Here is a 17,957-nt window from a genome sequence, read left to right as displayed (position 1 = left end):
ACCGGTTCGACCGATGCCGCGAGGCCGAGCACCGCGGCCACCGTCGCCGGGCGGGCCGGCGCCGCGTCGACGGCGTCGGCGGCAACCGCGGCGGCATCGACTTCGCTGTCGGCTGGTGCGGCGGACGCGTGCGGTGCCGGCAGGCAGCGGGTCGCGGGCACGGCGCTCAGGTGCCGGTGGCCGACCGCCGTGAACGCTTCGCAGATCGTGCGGAACCACGCGCGATCGACGACGGCCAGCACGCGGCGCCCGTCGGGCAGCGCGTCCGGATCGAGCGCGATATGGCAGCCGAGCGGATCCTGGATCAGCTGATCCTCGACGATGTTGGGCAGCGCCTGGCGCAGCTTCGGTCCCTTCAGCGGCGGCACGGTCGCGGCCAGCAGCAGCACGTCGCGCGCGGCGACGATCAGCACCGTCGCATTCGCTCGCGGCAGCAGCGCGAGCGCGGCACGGCCGGCGCGCTGCACATGGCCGGCCTTGTCGACGAGCGTGAACGGCAGCTCGGGCCACTGCCATTCCTGCAACGGCACGGCAGGCTCGCGCGGCGGCAAAGAAACAATCAACGTGCTCACAAGAGCTCCTCTCCCGATTGGCGTCGTTATAGCTGGTCGCGGATGCGCACGACCCGTGTCGAATGCGTGGTCGGATCACGATACACGAGCGAGGTGCGATCGACCTCCGCGCGATCGTGCTGGATCCGGCCATGCACGATGAAATAGCTCGAATTGACGTCGACGACGCTCGCGTCGAGCGTCACGTTCGGTGCACCGGCGCCGCGCAGCGCGAGCTGCACGTCGGCGACGTTGCGGAAAAACACGGTCTCGCGGCGCGACACGAGCGCCTGCGCGGACGACACGCTCATCCCCGGCATCAGCGCCGCGATCACCTCGGCCGGCGCGGTATTCATGTTCACGGGCGTCGTGGTCGGCAGCACGGTGACGAACGGGCGCAGCCGCGCGACCATCTCGGGCGTCACGCCGTCGACGTCGAGCAGGCTGTCGACGCCCGTCATCATCAGCGGCGCGGGCCCGCGATCGCCACCCGTCATGCCCGGATCGTCGGAGAAGCCGCCGCCGCCTTGCTGATCGGTCGTCACCGGTGCGGTGATCGGCGGCGCCGTGCCGCCCCCCGGCAGTGTCGGCATCTGGAAACGCGTCGCCGAATTCAGCAGGCTCGCGCGCACCTGCAGCGCGATGCGCTTCGCGAACGCGCCGTCGTAGCCGAGCGTCGTCAGCAGGCGCTGGAACGCCTGGACTTGTGTGACGTTCAACTGCAGCACGCCGGGCGCCGGCGACGCCACCAGGTTGCGCAGGTTGAACTTCGCCTGCGCATCCTCGATCGAGCCGGAGATATAGGTGTCTTCGCCGCCGGTGTCGTTGGGCGCGCCGATCCGGCCGAGGAAATCCGACAGCTTGGTCTTCGCGATCGGTACGCCCCAGATACCGCCGAGATACGTGATGCCGGGCGCCGTGTCGCCTTCGGAGCGCAGGATCATCCGCGTCCAGTCGAGCGCGCCGCGTGCGACCCACTGCGCCTGCGCGAGCATGCGCTGATTTTCGATGCGACGGATCTGCACCTGCTGGCGCCACAGCATCCCCGAGACCAGGATCGCCGACAGCGCGACGACGAGCAGCGCGGTAATGATCGCCGCGCCGCGCTGGCGGCCGCGTGCCGGTGCGCGACCGGCCGCGCGGGCGGCACGCAATGAGCGGTGAGGGCGCGTGCGCATCGTCATTCCCCGACGAGAAAGATGCGCGTGACCGGCACGCGCAGCGACGTCGCGCCGATGCTGACCTGCAGCCCCGTCACCGCGCGCGTCGGCGGCGCGTTGCCGATCTGCGGCACCTTGAGCGCATCGTTGTTCTGCGCGAGCGCATCGTTGGCCGTCTGCAGGTTGGTGGTCCAGCCCACGCGCGGCACGTACAGCTTCGCGTCGATCGCGCCGACGCCGCCCATCAACGCGACCCAGCTCCAGCCTTCGACACTGCTGTCCTTCAGCACGCTGCGCAGCCGGTTCGCGTCGTCGATCGGCGGCGACGCATAGCGCACGACGCGCCCGCCGGCGATCCGGTAGCGGATCACCTGCAGCCGCGGTGCGGCGCCCGGCACGTCGAGTTCGCGGACGATCTGCAGCGTATTGCCGGCGACGCCGATCGCCGGCTGGCCGGCCTCGTCGTCGGTCGCGGCGAGCCGCGCGTCGATGCGCATCTGGTCGAACATCTGCGCGAACACGCGCTCGTCTTCCATCGCGGCCGCGACCTTGTCGCGCCCGCGCATGATCTGGTCGAGCCCGCGCCACGCGAGGATCGCGACCACCGCGAGGATCGCGATCGCGATCATCAGCTCGATCAGCGTGAAGCCGCGGGCGCGGCGGGCGAGCGGGCGGCGCATCGGCGCGTCAGAGCGGACGGCTGGTTTCATTCGCGACCACCGTCACCATCTGCGCGAGCACGCCGGTGCGGCCGGGCATGCTCACCGAAATCCGGACGCGCCGGAACACCGGGTTGGGCGTAGTGCTCACGCGCTGCGTGCAGACGAGCTGCACGTTGCCTTGCGAGCAGTCGAAACTCTGTTCGCCGATCTCCGGCCACGCATGCGTGAGGCGCATCTGCGCGAGCGCGTTGTCGGCGCTCCAGCCGGCAAGCAGCCGGCGATGCAGATCGGAGGCATTGGTCGCCATCGTGCCGACCGCGCGGATCGACGCGGCGAGCGCGACGGCGATGATCGCGAGCGCGACCAGCACCTCGATCATCGTGAAACCGCGGCTCGAAGGAAGCCCCCTTGAGGCATGGCGGCGTGATGAAGCAACGGGGAAGGGCAGGCGACGACGCATCGTCATTGCACCTCGTAGCGGCCGTTGCCGGTGCCGACGATCGTCGCGCTGCCGGCGGCCGAATGCAGCGTCACGCGCACCGGCGTGTCGATGCTCTCGGTGCCGAACACGACACGATTCGCATGCGTGTCGGACCCCGGATAGTCGATGTCGGCGCCCGTGACGCCACCGTCCCAGTCACGCGGGCGCAGCAGGTCGTCACGCAGCGTGCGCCAGCCGTCGGGCGAGCTCATGTCGAACCGGAAGCCGTGCGCGGTCGGCTGCCACGCGATCGGCCGGGCACGCACCTGCGCTTCGTCGCCGGCGGTCTCGAACAGCAGCGCGATGCGCTGCGCTTCCTCGCGCAGATCGGTGCGCGGATTGCGCGTGAGCGACAGCGACGCGAGAGACACGAGCAGCCCCGCGATCACGAGCACGACCAGCATTTCGAGCAGCGTGAAGCCGCGTGCGCGATGACGCCGCGCACCGTGCCACGCCTGCCCGCCGCCGGCATGCGCCGGCACGGACGCAGCCGCGCCGCGACGCACACGGCAATCGCGGCCGCAGCGGGAGGTCGTGCGAATGGCGAGCATGAAGAACGGGAACGAAGCGTCGGGCCGGTCAGTGAAGGCTTATTGCCACGAACCGATGTCGGAATCGTTGCCTTCGCCGCCTTCCTTGCCGTCGGCGCCGTAGCTGAACACGTCGATCTCGCCGTGCACGCCCGGGTTCAGGTACTTGTAGCCGTTGCCCCACGGATCGTTCGGCAGGCGCTCGAGATAGCCGCCGTCCTTCCAGTTGTTCGGGATCGGATCGGTGGACGGCTTCTGGATCAGCGCGTTCAGGCCCTGCTCCTGGGTCGGGTAGCGGCCGTTGTCGAGACGGTACAGCTTGAGCCCCTGCATGATCGTGCCGATGTCCTGCTTGGCGGCGATGCGGCGCGCTTCGTCCGGGCGGCTCATGATCTTCGGCACGATCAGTGCCGCCAGGATCCCGAGGATCGCGACCACCACCATGATCTCGATCAGCGTGAAACCGCGCTGACGACGCACGGCCGCGTTGCGGCGAGTGATCCACGTTTGCATGACTGACTACCTCTTTCCAAAAAATGTCGTTGGTTGAGTGACGCACCCGGCGCACCGGACGATTGCCTGACGGCAAGCTTCCGAACCCGCGGGCGCGGAGCACGCATTGTAAGGCGCGCATTGCCGAGGGCTTTCACCCAACGCAAATTTCATATACATCCGTACAATAGCGCGCATGAACGCGCTCTCGATCCGGATCCTTTCCCTCGCCCTCTTCGCGGGTTTGTGCGCGACGGCCACCTACTGGGTCGTCACGCTGTCGGCTCGCGAAGCGCCGCTGCCCGCCGCCGCCGCGCGGCTGCCGATCCGCACCGAGGACGCCGCGGCGCTCTTCGGCGGTCAGCTCGACAAGAATCCCGTGCAGGACATCCACCTGTTCGGCATCCTCGCGCTCGACCACGGTGGCGCCGCGATCGTCGGTGTCGGCGGCGAACCGCCGCGTGCCGTGTCGCTCGGCGCGGACGTCACGTCCGGCGCGAAGCTCGCCGAAGTCCGCCCCCGCTCGATCATCGTCGAGCGCAACGGCGCCCGCACCGAAGTCCAGCTTCCCGCCAACACGCCGTCCCCGGCGATCTACATGCGCTGAAGCCGAAGGTGACGGCCTGACCCACGGTCAGCCCGTCACTGCACCATGTTGTTCAGCTCGATGATCGGCAGCATCACGGCCAGCACGATTACGAGCACGATGCCGCCCATCGCCAGGATCAGCAGCGGCTCCAGCAGGCTCGTCAGGAACATCGTGCGACGCTCGAGCTCGCGCGCTTCGCCTTCGGCCGCGCGATCCAGCATCGTCGTCACGTCGCCCGTCGCTTCACCGGAACGGATCAGGTGCACGAGCACCGGCGGAAACGTCTTCACGTTGTTCAGCGCGCGCGACAGCGCGGAGCCTTCGCGCACGCGCACGATCGCGTCGTCGATGTTCGCGCGCATCGCGCGGTTCGACAACGTCTCGCCGGCCGCCTGCAGCGCACGCAGGATCGGCACGCCCGCCGCGGTGAGGATGCCGAGCGTGCTCGCGAAGCGCACCGTGTTGTAGCCGCGCACGAGCTTGCCCGCGAGCGGGGCGGTCAGCACCCAGCGGTCGAAGCGCAGGCGGGGCCCGTCGCGCGACAGCGTCGCCTTCACGAACCACGCGACGAGCGCGACCGCGATCAGGATCGCCCACCACCAGTGCCGCACGAAATCCGACAGCGCCATCATCACGATCGTCAGCATGGGCAGCTGCTGTTTCGTGCTCGCGAACACGTTGACGACCTGCGGCACGACGTAGCTCAGCAGGAACGTGACGATGCCGAATGCGATCAGCGTGACGATTCCCGGATACGTGAACGCCAGCAGGATCTTCTGCTTCAGCGCGTTGCTCTGCTCGATGTAGTCGGCGAGGCGCGACAGCACGATGCCGAGCTTGCCGGTGTGTTCGCCCGCCGCGACGAGCGCGCGGTAGATTTCCGGGAAGTCGCGCGGATGCTGGCCCAGCGCATTCGCGAGCGAATGGCCGCCGAGCACCTCGGCGCGGATCGCGGCCATCAGTTCGCGGATGTAGTCGCGCTCGGCCTGCTCGGTCAGCACGCCGAGCGCCTCGTCGAGCGGCAACCCCGCGATCAAGAGGCTCGCGAGCTGGCGCGTGAGGATCGCCTGTTCGCGCTGCGACAGCTTGCGGCCGAACGCGAGCCGCTGCGACCGCGCCCCGCGCGTCGCGCTGGCGGCCGGTTCGACGACGAGCGGCGTGAGCCCCTGCGTGCGCAGCTGGCCGCGCGCGGCACGCGCGCTGTCGGCATCGATGACGCCTTTCTGCGCGCGTCCCGCCGAATCGATTGCTTCGAAACGGAATGCCGGCATCGCGCTATGCGCCTCCCGTTACGCGCAGCACTTCCTCGAGCGACGTTGCGCCCGACGCGAGCCAGCGCTCGGCGTCGTCGCGCAGCGTGCGCATCCCTTCCGCACGGCCGGCGGCGAGAATCTCGGCATCGGCCGCATTGCGGTGGATCAGCGAGCGGATCGACTCGTCGACCAGCAGCAGTTCGTATACGCCGCGCCGGCCCGAATAACCCGAATGCCCGCACTTGTCGCAGCCGACCGGATGCCACACGGTGCGGCCTTCTTCGTGGCGTTCTTCCTTGCAGACGGGGCAGAGCTGCCGCACGAGCCGCTGCGCGAGCACGCCGAGCAGCGACGAGGCGAGCAGGTAGGGCTCGACGCCCATGTCGGTCAGACGCGTAACGGCCGATGCCGCATCGTTCGTGTGCAGCGTCGCGAGCACGAGGTGGCCCGTCAGCGATGCCTGCACCGCGATCTGCGCGGTTTCGAGGTCGCGGATTTCGCCGATCATGATCACGTCCGGATCCTGGCGCAGAATCGAGCGCAATGCGCGGGCAAAGGTCATCCCGATCCGCTCGTTCACCTGCGTCTGGCCGATGCCGCCGAGATCGTATTCGATCGGATCCTCGACGGTCATGATGTTGGTCGTCGCGGTTTCGAGCCGCGACATCGACGCATACAGCGTGGTCGTCTTGCCCGAACCCGTCGGGCCCGTGACGAGCACGATGCCGTGCGGGCGCGCGATCAGCTTGTCGAATTGCACGAGCGTGTCGCGGCCCATCCCGAGCGCTTCGAGGTTCAGCCGCTGCGCATCCTTTTCCAGCAGACGCAGCACCGCACGCTCGCCATGCCCGGTCGGCAGCGTCGACACGCGCACGTCGACCGGCCGGCCGCCGACGCGCAGCGTGATGCGGCCGTCCTGCGGCAAGCGCTTCTCCGCGATGTCGAGCTGCGCCATGATCTTGATCCGCGAGATCAGCGCACCGTGCAGCGCCTTCTTCGGCCGCACGACGTCGCGCAACGTGCCATCGACGCGAAAGCGCACGACCGATGCGTTCTCGAACGGCTCGATGTGGATGTCCGACGCCTGTTCGCGTGCCGCTTGCGTGAGCAGCGCGTTGATCATCCGGATGATCGGCGCGTCGTCTTCCGATTCGAGCAGATCCTCGACTTCGGGGATGTCCTGCATCAGCCGCGACAGGTCGACTTCGCCTTCGACCTCGCCGACCACCTGCGCGGCACTGCCGTCCTGACGTGCGTACGCGTGGTTGATCGCCTGCGCGAGCTCGTCGGCCGGCACGCGATGCACGGAAATCGAGCCGAAGTTGCGCGCGATTTCAGCGAGCGCGGCATCGCTCGTGCGTTCGCTGATCCATACCTCGAGCGTGTCGTCGAGCTGGTGCGCGATCAGCACCTGGCCGTTCTTCGCGAAACCGTACGGCAACAGCCGCGCGGCGAGCGGCGACGGCGGCTGCCGTTCGCCCGGCGCGCCGTCGTGGGAAGGGGACGCGAGCACGTCGCTCACTGCGACGCTCCCGGCGTGGCCGTCAGCGGCTGTTGCGGCACCGCCTGCTGCGGCACGCTCTGCGGCTGCGCGGGCGTCGCTTCCGGCAACGGCTGCGCCGGAACCGGCACCGCCTGGCGCTGCAGCTGCTGGCGACGCATCTTGTCGAGATCGAACAGGTTGCCGGCCGGCGTGCCGCCCTGGCTCGGGCCCAACGGCATCGGCGGGACGACCGGATCGTCCTTGTCGCGGATCACGTTGTTGTCCGACTTGTATGCGCCCGTCACGCCCTGGATGTAGTCATAGCGGTTCGCCGTGACTTCCTGCGCGGTACTGCGGTCGGAGATGATCACCGGGCGCAGGAACACCATCAGGTTGGTTTTCTGGCGGATCTTCGATTCCGAACGGAACAGCTGGCCGATCCACGGAATGTCGCCAAGCAGCGGAACCTTGCTGTTCGATACCTGGTAGTTGTCCTGCATCAAACCGCCCAGCACGATGATCTCGCCGTTGTCAGCCAGGATCGTCGACTGGATCGAGCGCTTCGTGAAGGTCGGGCCGGTCTGCGTGTTGGTGGTACCGTTGACGACCGCCGAATCCTCGGTATAGAGCTGGAGTTTCAGGATCCCGCCGTCGGTGATCTGCGGCTTCACGTGCAGCGTCAGGCCGACGTCGCGGCGATCGTAGGTATTGAACGCACTGTTCGCATTGCCGCTCGTCAGGTTCGAGTACGAACCGGTCGCGATCGGGACGTTCTGGCCGACGACGATCTTCGCTTCCTCGTTGTCGAGCGTGATCAGGTTCGGTGTCGACAGCACGTTCGCGTCGCTCACGCCCGCGAAATATTGCAGCAGCGCACCGAGCCCCTGTACCCCGAACATGTTGTGCAGCCAGCCGACGTTCAGCCCCTGGCTCAACTGCCCGAGATTGGCGGCCAGCCCACCTCCGGTGATCCCGCCAGCGGCGTTGGTCAAACCGCCGGCCGTCAGGTTGACAATGCTGTTTCCCAAAGCATTGGCGGCCGTGGGTGCCAGGTTCGTGCCGCCTAGAAACTGGCCGCTCGCCACCTGCCACTGGATGCCGAGGTTGCCCTGCGTGTTCGAGTTCAGCTCGACGATCAGCGCTTCGATATAGACCTGCGCACGCCGCGCGTCGAGCTGGTCGATCACCGAGCGCAGGTTCCGGTAAACCGGATCCGACGCGGTGATGATCAGCGAGTTGGTCGCTGCATCGGCCTGGATCATCCCGCCGGGCTGGTTGTCGTCGCCCTTGTCCTTGTCGCCGCCGAGCAGGCCCGCGGTGCCGAGGCCGCCGCTGCTGCCGGACGAGCCGCCGTACCCCGACGACGAAGACGAACTGCCGAGGCCGCCCGACGGCAGCGGCGGGGTGCCGGACGTGCCGGTCGAGAAGTTGCCGCTCGACGACGAGCCGCCATTCTGGTTGAAGCTGTTCGCATCGTTGGACGACGCCGACGAGCCGCTGTCGCTGCCGCTCCCCTTGCCGAGCATCCCGCGCAGCGTCTTCGCGAGCTTCACCGCATCGGCGTTGCGCAGCGGCACGACGTGCATGTTGCCCGGCACGCCGCTCGGCGCATCGAGCTGCTGCACGAGCCGCTTGGCAGCCGCGAGGCGCGACGCGCTCGATGCGCGCAGCATCAGCGAGTTGGTGCGCGGGTCGGCCGTGACCGACACCTTCAGCGTTGCGTCGCTGTTGCCGATCGCGCCCGGGTCGAGCATTTTCTGCAGTTGCGCGGCAAGGTCGATCGCGTTCGCATTGCGCAGCGGAATGACTTGCACCTGCGCGCCCGCGGCGCTGTCCACGCCCGCGATGATCTGCGCGATGCGCCGCACGTTGTCCGCGTAGTCGGTCACGACGATCGTGTTGTTCGCCGGGTAGGCCGTCACCGTGTTGTTCGGCGAGATCAGCGGCCGCAGCACGGGCAGCAGGTTGTTCGCCGATTCATTGTGCAGCTCGAACACCTGCGTGATCACCTGGTCGCCGCGCGCCTGCGGCGCATTGCCGACGTAGGTCGGCACGCCCTGCAGCTTCGCGTCGGCCTCGGGCACGACCTTCAGCACGCCATGATCCTGCACGAGCGCGAAGCCCTGCATGCGCAGCGCCGACTGCAGCGTCTTCAGCGCCTGGTCTTCCGGCACCGGACGTTCGGCCACGAGGTTGAGCTGCCCCTTCACACGAGGGTCGACGATGATGGTCTTGCCAGTTGCGGCGCCGATCGCCTTGGCGACCTGGTCGATATCCGCATTCACGAAGTTGAGCGTGACCTGAGCGTAGGCGGCCTGCGAGACGATGATGCCGGCGACGATCAAGGTCGTGGCGACACGCCGCATAACGAAGCGATTTCTTGTCATGGATGAATGGGTCGATGCCGGCTCAGGCCACTTCCGGCGGTAGTGCTGGGATCCAAGTCCGAAAGAGGCGACATTAGCAGTTTTTCATGTCCGAAATATCACATTGATCCGAGGACTGTCTCACATACGACATGTATCCGGCGATCCGTATGCAATATGTAAGATTCGACGCTGTTCTCGGCATGCCGGCCATCGTCCCCGTTTCACGATGAACCGACACGCAAATGCGGTATAACCGGGCTGCCGTATTCCTGTATGTCGCAAGCTGACGGACTGTCGGTATGATACGGGCGGCACGTTTCTCGTCGCACGAATAACAGGCACGGGTTTTCCCGACCCGCACGCAATTTCTTGTCGATTCCGCACCATGAACAGACGGTTCGTTTCGATCGCGTTGATCGCCGCCGGCGCGTGTTTCGCCAGCGCGAACGCTCGCGCGGACTGTTTCGACGAAGCGGCCAGATATCAACAGGTCAATCCGCTGATCCTGCGCGCGATCGCGTGGCAGGAGTCGCGCAACCGGCCCAACGCGCTGAACAAGAACACGAACGGCTCGGTCGACTACGGCCTGATGCAGATCAATTCGATCCACCTGCCGACGCTGTCGCGCTACGGAATCGGCCGCGACACGCTGATGGAACCGTGCAAGAACGTCTACATCGCCGCGTGGCATCTCAAGCAGAAGATGAGCCGCTACGGCAACACGTGGCAGGCCGTCGGCGCCTATCATTCTGAAACACCGTCGCTGCGCGACAAATATGCGCGGCAGATCGCCGGCATCCTCGCGCAATGGAAGCTGCTGCCGCCCGTGCAGTGACACCGTGCCGCGCCGTGGCCCGACGTCATACCGGCCGGCCGGCGCGCGTTTGATGCACAATGCGGGCTCACGCCGCCATTTCGCCCGTTCGCGGGCCGATCGTGCCCCGGAAGGGCGCCGCGGCCGCTTTTTCAATTTTTCCGTTGGTGCATATCGCTATGAATCCGGCAATGAACCAGCCGTTGCCCGTCACCGTGCTGTCCGGCTTCCTCGGCGCCGGCAAGACCACGCTGCTCAACCACGTCCTGTCGAACCGCGCGGGCCTGAAAGTCGCCGTGATCGTCAACGATCTCGCGGCGGTCAACATCGACGCATCGCTCGTGCGCGACGCGCAGGCGCTGTCGCACGTCGAGGAACGCCTCGTCGAGATGTCGAACGGCTGCATCTGCTGCACGCTGCGCGACGACCTGCTCGTCGAGATCCGCACGCTCGCGTCCGAAGGCCGCTTCGACGCGATCATGATCGAATCGACCGGTATCGCGGAGCCGATGCCGATCGCCGAAACCTTCACGTTCGTCGACGACGACGGCACGTCGCTGTCGGCCGTCGCGCGGCTCGACACGCTCGTCACCGTGGTCGACGCGTACAACTTCCTGCGCGACTACGGCTCGGATGACGCGCTCGCGACGCGCGGCATCGCCGCGTCGGAAGAGGACGACCGCACGCTCGTCGAACTGCTGATCGAACAGATCGAGTTCTGCGACGTGCTGGTGATCAACAAGGCCGACCTCGTCGACGCCGACGCACTCGCACACCTGCAGCACATCTTCGCGCGACTCAATCCGCGCGCGCACCAGGTCGTGTCGACGTTCGGCAACGTGCCGCTCGACGAAGTGCTGAACACGGGCCGCTTCGATTTCGACGAGGCCGCGAATGCGCCGGGCTGGCTTGCGTCGCTCGATGACGATCGCACGCATTGCGACGACCCGGACTGCCATGACGAACATCATGCGCACGTGCACGGCGAAGCCGACGAATTCGGGATCGGCAATTTTGTTTACCGTGCGCGCCGGCCGTTTCATCCGGCACGACTCTGGGCGCTGCTGCACCAGGAGTGGCCGGGCGTGCTGCGCAGCAAGGGCTTCTTCTGGCTCGCGACGCGCAACGACATCGCGGGTTCGCTGTCGCAGGCGGGCGGCGTATGCCGGCATGGCCCGGCGGGTCTCTGGTGGGCTGCGCAGGATCGCGCGGAATGGCCGGACGACGACGAGCTGCTCGCTGAAATCCGCGCCGAATGGCACGGCGATCTCGACGATCGCACGGTGGGCGATCGCCGGCAGGAACTCGTGATGATCGGCATCGCGCTCGACGCGGATGCATGGCGCGCGAAGCTCGACGCATGCCTGCTCACCGACGCGGAATTCGCGCTCGGCGCGGCGGAATGGCACGCGTTCGATGATCCGTTTCCGGTGTGGGATATCGATTCGCACGACGACGACGATCACGGCAACACGCAGATCGTGCACGCGTAACGCGTCGTAAAAACAACCGTTAAATCTTGCAAGAGGGTCGCGGACTGTGGCAAAAATGCCGCGCGCACCCAACAAAAAACCCGCCGAAAGGCGGGTTTTTCTTGGAACAGGCGCTGGATTAACGCTTGTTGACGGCGTCCTTGAACGCCTTGCCAGCCGTGAACTTGACCGTCTTGGCTGCCGGGATCTTGATGGTTTCGCCGGTCTTCGGGTTGCGGCCCGTACGTGCTGCGCGCTTGCCCGAACCGAAGCTGCCGAAGCCGATCAGCTGAACCGCATCACCCTTCGACACGGCCTTCTTGATAACTTCGAGCAGCGTGTCCAGCGTTTCGCCGGTTTGAGCCTTGCTGGCGCCCGTTTGGGCGGCGACGGCGTCGATCAGTTCCTGTTTGTTCATTAAGGTTCCTTTATCAGGTTAGGTTGACACGAACAGCGCGAACGCGCCGATTATACGTGCGCGAACCGTGCCGTCGAGAGTCAGACTCCGACGACACAGCGCCGAATCCTGGCCCGCGCGACGCGCCCTCCGGTTAGCCGGTGGCCACCCCGCGGTACGGCGTTGCTATGATAGCGCAGCGCAAACCCAATAACGACAAGGGTTTCAAAGATTTTCATCGGTATTTCGCCGAATGAATCATCGACTGCCCGTTTTTTGACCAGCGCCAACCGGACAGGATACGCAGCGCGGTCCGCCCGTGCGCCGCCCCGTTGGCATTTTCCAACGACCGGTCGGACGGCTCCGCGCAATCCCTTGCCAGGCTTGGCTGCCACGTTTTTTGTTTCGCATGACCGACCGACTTGTTCCCGCCACGCTCGCGCTTCGCGACGACGGCACGCTCGTCTCGCCCGAGTTCGGCGATCTCCATCGCGGCGCGTCAGCCGCGCTTGCGCATCGCGTGTTCGTCGCGGGCAACGCGCTGCCGGCGCGCTGGCAGGGCCGCCGCACATTCACGATCGTCGCGACGGGATTCGGCGCGGGCGGCAGCTTCCTCGCGGCCTGGGCCGCGTGGCGCGACGATCCCGCGCGCTGCGAGCGGCTGCATTTTGTCGCAGTCGAACCGCATCCGTTCTCGCGCGACGACCTGCGCCGCGCCACTTCGCATATCGTTGCGAACACAACCATCTCGGCAGATGTCGATGCGCTCGCCGACGCGTGGCCGATGCTCGTACCAGGCCTGCATCGGCTCGAATTCGACGAAGGGCGCGTGGTGCTCACGCTCGCGTTCGGCGACGCGATCGACATGCTGGGAAAGATCGTCGCGCGCGCCGACGCGTTCTGTCTCGACGGCTTCGCGTCGTCGAGCGACGCGGATCTCCACTCGACCGACGTGGTCCGCGCACTCTCGAAAATCGCCGGCGAACACGCCACGTTTGCAACGCATGCGCGTTCCGATGTGTTGAAACACGCACTCGGCAAAGCGGGTTTCACGTATCGCGAGGTCGACGATGTGCTCGTCGGCGAATATGCGCCGCGTTGGCGCGCGCGCCGGCACGAACCGCCGCTCGCACTGCCCGTCGCGACGCGCCGCGCGATCGTGATCGGTGCGGGCCTGGCCGGCTGCGCGGTCGTCGAACGCCTGGCCGCGCGCGGCTGGGATGTCACGCTGATCGAGCGGCACGACCGGATCGCGAGCGAAGCGTCGGGCAATCCGGCCGGCGTTTTCCATCCGCTGATGACTCGCGACGACAACGTCGCGAGCCGCCTCACGCGCGGCGGCTTCCTGCATGCGATTGCACGCTGGCGCGCACTCGAACGCACGGGCCACACGTTTGCGCGCAGCACGCACGGGATGATCCATCTCGCCGAATCGGCCGACGACTTCGAACGGATGCGCGATGCATTCGATGCGTTCGGCGCACCGTCCGACTATGTCTCGCTGCTCGACGTCGATGCCGCGCGTGCGCATCTGAACCTGCCGGTCGCGCAGGGCGGCCTGCTGTTTCCGCACGGCGGCGCCGTCTGGCCGGCCGGCCTTTGCGCGGCTCAATACGCGGCAGCCGGCGAGCGCGTGCGCTTGCTCGCGTCCACCAGCGTTGCAAAACTCGAACGGCGGGGCGACGCATGGCATGCGCTGAACGAGGCGGGCGGCACGCTGGCCGAAGCGCCCGTCGTCGTGCTCGCGAACGCCGGCGACGCCGCGCGTCTCGCCGGGCTGCAGCATGTCGCGCTGCAACCGGTGCGTGGCCAGCTCACGTTGCTGCCCCCCGGCAGCACGGCACCGCTGCCGTGCCCGACGATCGGCGACGGTTACGCGGTGCCGCTCGACGACGGCACGCTGCTGATCGGCGCGACGTTCGAACCCGACGACGTCGATCCTGCGATGCGCACGGCCGGCCACCTCGAAAACCTCGAGCGCGTGCGGCATCTGCTGCCGGGCCTGATCGGCGACCTGCCGGATCCCGCCACGCTGCGCGGCCGCGTGGCGTTCCGCTGGGTCGTCGGCGACCGTCTGCCGCTGCTCGGCCCGCTCGCCGACGAAGCGGGCGCCATCGCCAACGCGCGCGCACTGAGCGGTGCGCAAGCACGCGACCTGCCGCGCCTGCCCGGACTCTACGGCGCATTCGGCTTCGGCTCGCGCGGCCTCGTCTGGGCCGCACTCGGCGCCGAGCTGATCGCCTCGCAACTCGAAGGCGAGCCGTGGCCGCTCGAACGCGAACTCGCCGATGCCGTCGATCCCGCACGCTTCCTGATCCGCGCGTTGCGCGCGCGCCGCGTCGGCCAGGCCGGCTGACTGCTCACCCGAGCCGCTCACAGTTTCCCGACTTTTTCGCGCAAGGTTATCCACTCGACACTGTGGATAACCGCGCGGAATCCGCGCGCACTTCGTGTGCAATCACAGTGGACGTAAACTGGGCAACTCGGCACAGCTGTGAAACGGCCCGAAAGTTGCTCAACTCAAACCTCTGTGCACAAACAGTCTGTGCAACGGGTTATGGGCTCCCCAACGCGTTGATCCGTCGACGTAAACCGAAGTTATCCACAGAACTGTGCGCCCTTTGTTAACTTCTACTACGTATATATACAAGTAAACCTTTGAAACCAAAGACCTGCGGTGCCGCACAGCGCCGCGAGTCGAATCAATGGGTTCCAGACCGAAAAAGCTGTGGCACAATCGGTTTCCTTCGCGTTCATCCGGCCAGGCGCCGGACATGCTTCAATGGAACGGTCGGCACGATTTCGAATCTGAATCTTCGAGACTGCGCAGTCCGTTCACACACCAGGCCGACAATCCAGATCGGCAACCTGAACGACTTTCCGCCCTGTGGCGGAAAAGGCGGATCCCATGTCCCGCCGTCGTCGACACAGCAATCACATTCGGGGCGATACCCAGCCGGCGCGCATCCATTTCTGACGCTTGACCCCGCGTCGCTGGCGGTTGCTTCCAAAGGAGAAGTCACCACGATGAAGTCGGCGTTCTCATTCCTGCCCAACTGGCCGCTCACGCCGGATGCCGTGTTCTGGGCCGGGCTCGCGCTGTTCGCGGCCGGCCTGTGTGGCGAGCTTTGCTATCGCGCATGGCGCCTGCCTCGCATCACCGGTTACGCGGTGATCGGTCTCATCGCCGGTTCGTTCGGATTCGGCGTGATCGATGCAAGCACCGACGAAACCTCGCGGCTCTTGATCGACGTCGCGCTCGGCCTGCTGCTGTTCGAGCTCGGCAGCCGCCTCGACCTGCGCTGGATCCGGCGCAATCCGTGGCTCGTCGCGTCGAGCCTCGCCGAAGCCACGCTGACGTTCGTGCTGGTGCTGTTCGCGATGCTCGCACTCGGGGTGTCGGGAATGGTCGCGCTCGTGCTGTCGGCGATCGCGATCGCGACGTCGCCGTCGATGGTGATCCAGCTGAAGACCGAACTGCGCGCGGAAGGGCAGGTGTCGCAACGCCTCATCACGCTCACCGCGCTCAACAGCGTCTATGCGATCGTGCTGACCAAGCTCGTGACGAGCTGGCTCCATCAGGAAGCGTACGGCAACGTTTTCGCGACGATCCTGCAGCCGCTCTACCTGATCGCCGGTTCGTTCATCGTCGCGTATCTCGTCGCGCGTTCGTGCAACTACCTGTTCCGCCACATGACCGCGACGATGCGCGACGAGCATTCGTTCGTCGCCTTGTTCGGGCTCGTGATGCTCGCGATCGCCGTCGCCCAGGCGCTGAAGCTGTCGACGCTGCTCACGCTGCTGCTCGCCGGCATCATCGTGAAGAACCTCGAGGCGCGCCCGCAACTGTGGCCCGAGCATTTCGGCACGGCCGGCTGGCTGCTGACGGTGATCCTGTTCGTGCTCACGCTCACGTCGTTCACGTGGGGCGACATCGCGCTCGGCGGGTTGCTCGCGATCGTGCTGATCGTCACGCGGCTCGTCGCGAAGCTGGCCGGCGTCGTCGCGTTCGCGAAGCCGAGCGGCATCGGGATGAAGCAGGGCATCGCGCTCGGCATCGCGCTCACGCCGATGTCCGCGCTGTCGTACCTGCTCGTCGACGACACCTACCAGCTCTATCCGAATTTCGACCCGCACCTGCGCGCGATCGTGATGTGCACGATCGTGATCCTGCAGCTCGTCAGCCCGTTCATCGTCTACCGCTGCCTGTCGGCGGTCGGTGAGCGCAGCGACAGCAACTGATTCCGGAACCTGCCATGGCACTCGAAACCTTCGTCAATTCCGAGCCGTTCACGTTCGGCGTCGAACTGGAGATCCAGGTCGTCAACACGCACAACTACGACCTGACCAAAGCGGCCTCCGACCTGATGCGCCTGATCCAGGGCGAGACCTTTCCGGGCAACATCACGCCGGAAATCACCGAGAGCATGATCGAGCTGTCGACCGGCATCTGCCATTCGCACGAGCAGGCCGTCACCGAGCTGCACGCGATCCGCGACGTGCTCGTGAAGGCGGCCGACCAGCTCAACGTCGGGCTGGCCGGCGGCGGCACGCATGCGTTCCAGCAATGGAGCGACCGGCAGATCTACGATGCGCCGCGCTTCCAGTACATCTCCGAGCTGTACGGCTATCTCGCCAAGCAGTTCACCGTGTTCGGCCAGCACGTGCACATCGGCTGCCCCGATCCCGACAGCGCGCTGTTCCTGCTGCACTCGATGTCGCGCTTCATTCCGCACTTCATTGCGCTGTCGGCATCGTCGCCGTTCGTGCAGAACGTCGACACCGGCTTCCATTCGGCACGCCTGAATTCGGTGTTCGCGTTCCCGCTGTCGGGCCGCGCGCCGTTCGTGCTGACCTGGGACAGCTTCGAGGAGTACTTCACGAAGATGGTGAACACCGGCGTCGTCAACTCGATGAAGGACTTCTACTGGGACATCCGCCCGAAGCCCGGCTACGGGACGATCGAGGTGCGCGTGATGGACACGCCGCTGTCGGTCGACCGTGCGGCGGCGATCGCCTGCTACATCCAGACGCTTGCGCGCTACCTGCTGACCGACCGGCCGCTGAAGCTGTCGGAAGACGACTACCTCGTCTACACGTTCAACCGTTTCGAGGCGTGCCGCTTCGGGCTCGAGGGCACCTGCGTGAATCCTCAGACGGGTGAGCGCCGCACGATCGCGGAAGACATCCTCGACACGCTCGACCGGATCGCGCCGCATGCGGCCGCGCTCGGTTCGCGCGCGGCGCTCGACGAGATCGGCGCGCAGGCCAAGGCGCGCGTGAACGACGCATCGTGGTTGAGAACCGTTTTCAAACAGGAAAAATCGCTCAATGAGACGGTCCGCCAGCAGTGCTTACGTTGGCGCGAGTGAAAAAATGTTTTGCAGATTACGGGCTCGACCGAGTGGCGATTCACTGAACGACGGGCGGCCTCGATTGAGGCCGAAATCGTTGCCGGTTGTCCTGAAAATCTGTGGATAACTTGATATTCCGCTGCAAAGTCAACGATCTGTGCGCGGGATAACCCGGTGGATCATTGCGGTCGGCTCGATGGCCGATCCGAACAGGAAAATGTCCGTTCGCACCGTTCCGCGGGCGTTCGGCATTGCAGGCACAACGAAAAATTTCGGTTATCCAGCGATTTTCCACAGAATGAAGGGGATAACTTAGCTGTGCGATTTTCCGCTCTCGCTTAGAATGTCGG

At 66.3% G+C, this 17,957-nt stretch carries 16 protein-coding genes; 6 read left to right on the top strand and 10 right to left on the bottom strand.

All coding sequences use genetic code 11. The annotated features are described in order from the left end of the window. From gspL to gspG, 6 genes are all read right to left on the bottom strand, one after another. Nucleotides 1-572, bottom strand: a 572-nt coding sequence (gspL, locus tag BDO18943_RS18310) for a type II secretion system protein GspL (RefSeq protein WP_235996096.1), incomplete at its 3' end; no start/stop codon positions are given. 26 nt (nucleotides 573-598) lie between these two features. After that, nucleotides 599-1,729 (bottom strand): type II secretion system minor pseudopilin GspK, encoded by a 1,131-nt coding sequence (gene gspK / locus BDO18943_RS18305; protein WP_175023486.1) that lies wholly within the window; start codon nucleotides 1,727-1,729, stop codon nucleotides 599-601. Between the two features lie 2 nt (nucleotides 1,730-1,731). Next, the gene (locus BDO18943_RS18300; RefSeq protein WP_374101764.1) at nucleotides 1,732-2,391 is read right to left on the bottom strand and encodes a PulJ/GspJ family protein; all 660 of its coding nucleotides are present in this window, start codon (nucleotides 2,389-2,391) and stop codon (nucleotides 1,732-1,734) included. Between the two features lie 7 nt (nucleotides 2,392-2,398). After that, entirely contained in the window at nucleotides 2,399-2,833 is a 435-nt protein-coding gene (gene gspI, locus BDO18943_RS18295) for a type II secretion system minor pseudopilin GspI (RefSeq protein ID WP_374101763.1), read from the bottom strand. 2 nt (nucleotides 2,834-2,835) lie between these two features. Continuing rightward, a complete protein-coding gene (locus tag BDO18943_RS18290) occupies nucleotides 2,836-3,405 on the bottom strand; it encodes a GspH/FimT family pseudopilin (protein WP_175023483.1) in 570 nt (189 codons plus the stop codon). A 39-nt stretch (nucleotides 3,406-3,444) separates the two neighbouring features. Next, nucleotides 3,445-3,897 carry a type II secretion system major pseudopilin GspG gene (gspG, locus tag BDO18943_RS18285; protein ID WP_122944042.1) on the bottom strand — a complete coding sequence of 151 codons (453 nt, stop codon included), beginning with the start codon at nucleotides 3,895-3,897 and terminating at the stop codon, nucleotides 3,445-3,447. Nucleotides 3,898-4,072: 175 nt separating this feature from the next. On the opposite strand from gspG, the gene BDO18943_RS18280 reads away from it, so the two are divergent. After that, on the top strand, nucleotides 4,073-4,483 hold the full coding sequence (locus BDO18943_RS18280; protein WP_043184833.1) for a type II secretion system protein N: 411 nt from the start codon (nucleotides 4,073-4,075) through the stop codon (nucleotides 4,481-4,483). 35 nt (nucleotides 4,484-4,518) lie between these two features. On the opposite strand, the gene gspF is transcribed toward BDO18943_RS18280, so the two are convergent. From gspF to gspD, 3 genes are read right to left on the bottom strand one after another with little or no spacing between them, the layout of a single operon-like run. Continuing rightward, nucleotides 4,519-5,736 carry a type II secretion system inner membrane protein GspF gene (gene gspF / locus BDO18943_RS18275; RefSeq protein WP_043184834.1) on the bottom strand — a complete coding sequence of 406 codons (1,218 nt, stop codon included), beginning with the start codon at nucleotides 5,734-5,736 and terminating at the stop codon, nucleotides 4,519-4,521. A 4-nt stretch (nucleotides 5,737-5,740) separates the two neighbouring features. Then, nucleotides 5,741-7,231 (bottom strand): type II secretion system ATPase GspE, encoded by a 1,491-nt coding sequence (gene gspE / locus BDO18943_RS18270; protein ID WP_374101762.1) that lies wholly within the window; start codon nucleotides 7,229-7,231, stop codon nucleotides 5,741-5,743. A 5-nt stretch (nucleotides 7,232-7,236) separates the two neighbouring features. After that, nucleotides 7,237-9,588: a type II secretion system secretin GspD gene (gspD, locus tag BDO18943_RS18265; RefSeq protein ID WP_175023481.1), complete on the bottom strand. Its 2,352-nt coding sequence runs from the start codon at nucleotides 9,586-9,588 to the stop codon at nucleotides 7,237-7,239. 367 nt (nucleotides 9,589-9,955) lie between these two features. Between gspD and BDO18943_RS18260 the strand changes: the two genes are divergently transcribed. Both BDO18943_RS18260 and BDO18943_RS18255 read left to right on the top strand, forming a co-directional pair. Then, on the top strand, nucleotides 9,956-10,405 hold the full coding sequence (locus BDO18943_RS18260; protein WP_175023480.1) for a lytic transglycosylase domain-containing protein: 450 nt from the start codon (nucleotides 9,956-9,958) through the stop codon (nucleotides 10,403-10,405). Nucleotides 10,406-10,563: 158 nt separating this feature from the next. Next, on the top strand, nucleotides 10,564-11,877 hold the full coding sequence (locus BDO18943_RS18255; protein ID WP_175023479.1) for a GTP-binding protein: 1,314 nt from the start codon (nucleotides 10,564-10,566) through the stop codon (nucleotides 11,875-11,877). Nucleotides 11,878-11,995: 118 nt separating this feature from the next. Here BDO18943_RS18255 and BDO18943_RS18250 read toward each other — a convergent pair whose 3' ends face one another. After that, nucleotides 11,996-12,274: an HU family DNA-binding protein gene (locus tag BDO18943_RS18250; RefSeq protein ID WP_006401505.1), complete on the bottom strand. Its 279-nt coding sequence runs from the start codon at nucleotides 12,272-12,274 to the stop codon at nucleotides 11,996-11,998. Between the two features lie 388 nt (nucleotides 12,275-12,662). Here BDO18943_RS18250 and mnmC point away from each other — a divergent pair, with 388 nt between their 5' ends. From mnmC to BDO18943_RS18235, 3 genes are all read left to right on the top strand, one after another. Next, a complete protein-coding gene (gene mnmC / locus BDO18943_RS18245) occupies nucleotides 12,663-14,609 on the top strand; it encodes a bifunctional tRNA (5-methylaminomethyl-2-thiouridine)(34)-methyltransferase MnmD/FAD-dependent 5-carboxymethylaminomethyl-2-thiouridine(34) oxidoreductase MnmC (RefSeq protein WP_175023478.1) in 1,947 nt (648 codons plus the stop codon). Nucleotides 14,610-15,280: 671 nt separating this feature from the next. Then, on the top strand, nucleotides 15,281-16,495 hold the full coding sequence (locus BDO18943_RS18240) for a cation:proton antiporter (protein WP_175023477.1): 1,215 nt from the start codon (nucleotides 15,281-15,283) through the stop codon (nucleotides 16,493-16,495). A gap of 14 nt (nucleotides 16,496-16,509) precedes the next feature. Further along, nucleotides 16,510-17,625 carry a YbdK family carboxylate-amine ligase gene (locus BDO18943_RS18235; RefSeq protein ID WP_043184841.1) on the top strand — a complete coding sequence of 372 codons (1,116 nt, stop codon included), beginning with the start codon at nucleotides 16,510-16,512 and terminating at the stop codon, nucleotides 17,623-17,625. Nucleotides 17,626-17,957: the final 332 nt, after the last annotated feature.

Origin of the sequence: Burkholderia aenigmatica (genome assembly GCF_902499175.1) — a bacterium.
Taxonomy (GTDB): domain Bacteria; phylum Pseudomonadota; class Gammaproteobacteria; order Burkholderiales; family Burkholderiaceae; genus Burkholderia; species Burkholderia aenigmatica.
Note: the sequence above shows the minus strand (reverse complement) of the source record. Positions and strands in the feature narration are given on the sequence as shown.

Coding starts and splice junctions, on each gene's coding strand:
- gspK (WP_175023486.1), bottom strand. CDS start 1,729: ATGCGCACGCGCCCTCACCGCTCATTGCGTGCCGCCCGCGCGGCCGGT.
- BDO18943_RS18300 (WP_374101764.1), bottom strand. CDS start 2,391: ATGCGCCGCCCGCTCGCCCGCCGCGCCCGCGGCTTCACGCTGATCGAG.
- gspI (WP_374101763.1), bottom strand. CDS start 2,833: ATGCGTCGTCGCCTGCCCTTCCCCGTTGCTTCATCACGCCGCCATGCC.
- BDO18943_RS18290 (WP_175023483.1), bottom strand. CDS start 3,405: ATGCTCGCCATTCGCACGACCTCCCGCTGCGGCCGCGATTGCCGTGTG.
- gspG (WP_122944042.1), bottom strand. CDS start 3,897: ATGCAAACGTGGATCACTCGCCGCAACGCGGCCGTGCGTCGTCAGCGC.
- BDO18943_RS18280 (WP_043184833.1), top strand. CDS start 4,073: ATGAACGCGCTCTCGATCCGGATCCTTTCCCTCGCCCTCTTCGCGGGT.
- gspF (WP_043184834.1), bottom strand. CDS start 5,736: ATGCCGGCATTCCGTTTCGAAGCAATCGATTCGGCGGGACGCGCGCAG.
- gspD (WP_175023481.1), bottom strand. CDS start 9,588: ATGACAAGAAATCGCTTCGTTATGCGGCGTGTCGCCACGACCTTGATC.
- BDO18943_RS18260 (WP_175023480.1), top strand. CDS start 9,956: ATGAACAGACGGTTCGTTTCGATCGCGTTGATCGCCGCCGGCGCGTGT.
- BDO18943_RS18255 (WP_175023479.1), top strand. CDS start 10,564: ATGAATCCGGCAATGAACCAGCCGTTGCCCGTCACCGTGCTGTCCGGC.
- BDO18943_RS18250 (WP_006401505.1), bottom strand. CDS start 12,274: ATGAACAAACAGGAACTGATCGACGCCGTCGCCGCCCAAACGGGCGCC.
- mnmC (WP_175023478.1), top strand. CDS start 12,663: ATGACCGACCGACTTGTTCCCGCCACGCTCGCGCTTCGCGACGACGGC.
- BDO18943_RS18240 (WP_175023477.1), top strand. CDS start 15,281: ATGAAGTCGGCGTTCTCATTCCTGCCCAACTGGCCGCTCACGCCGGAT.
- BDO18943_RS18235 (WP_043184841.1), top strand. CDS start 16,510: ATGGCACTCGAAACCTTCGTCAATTCCGAGCCGTTCACGTTCGGCGTC.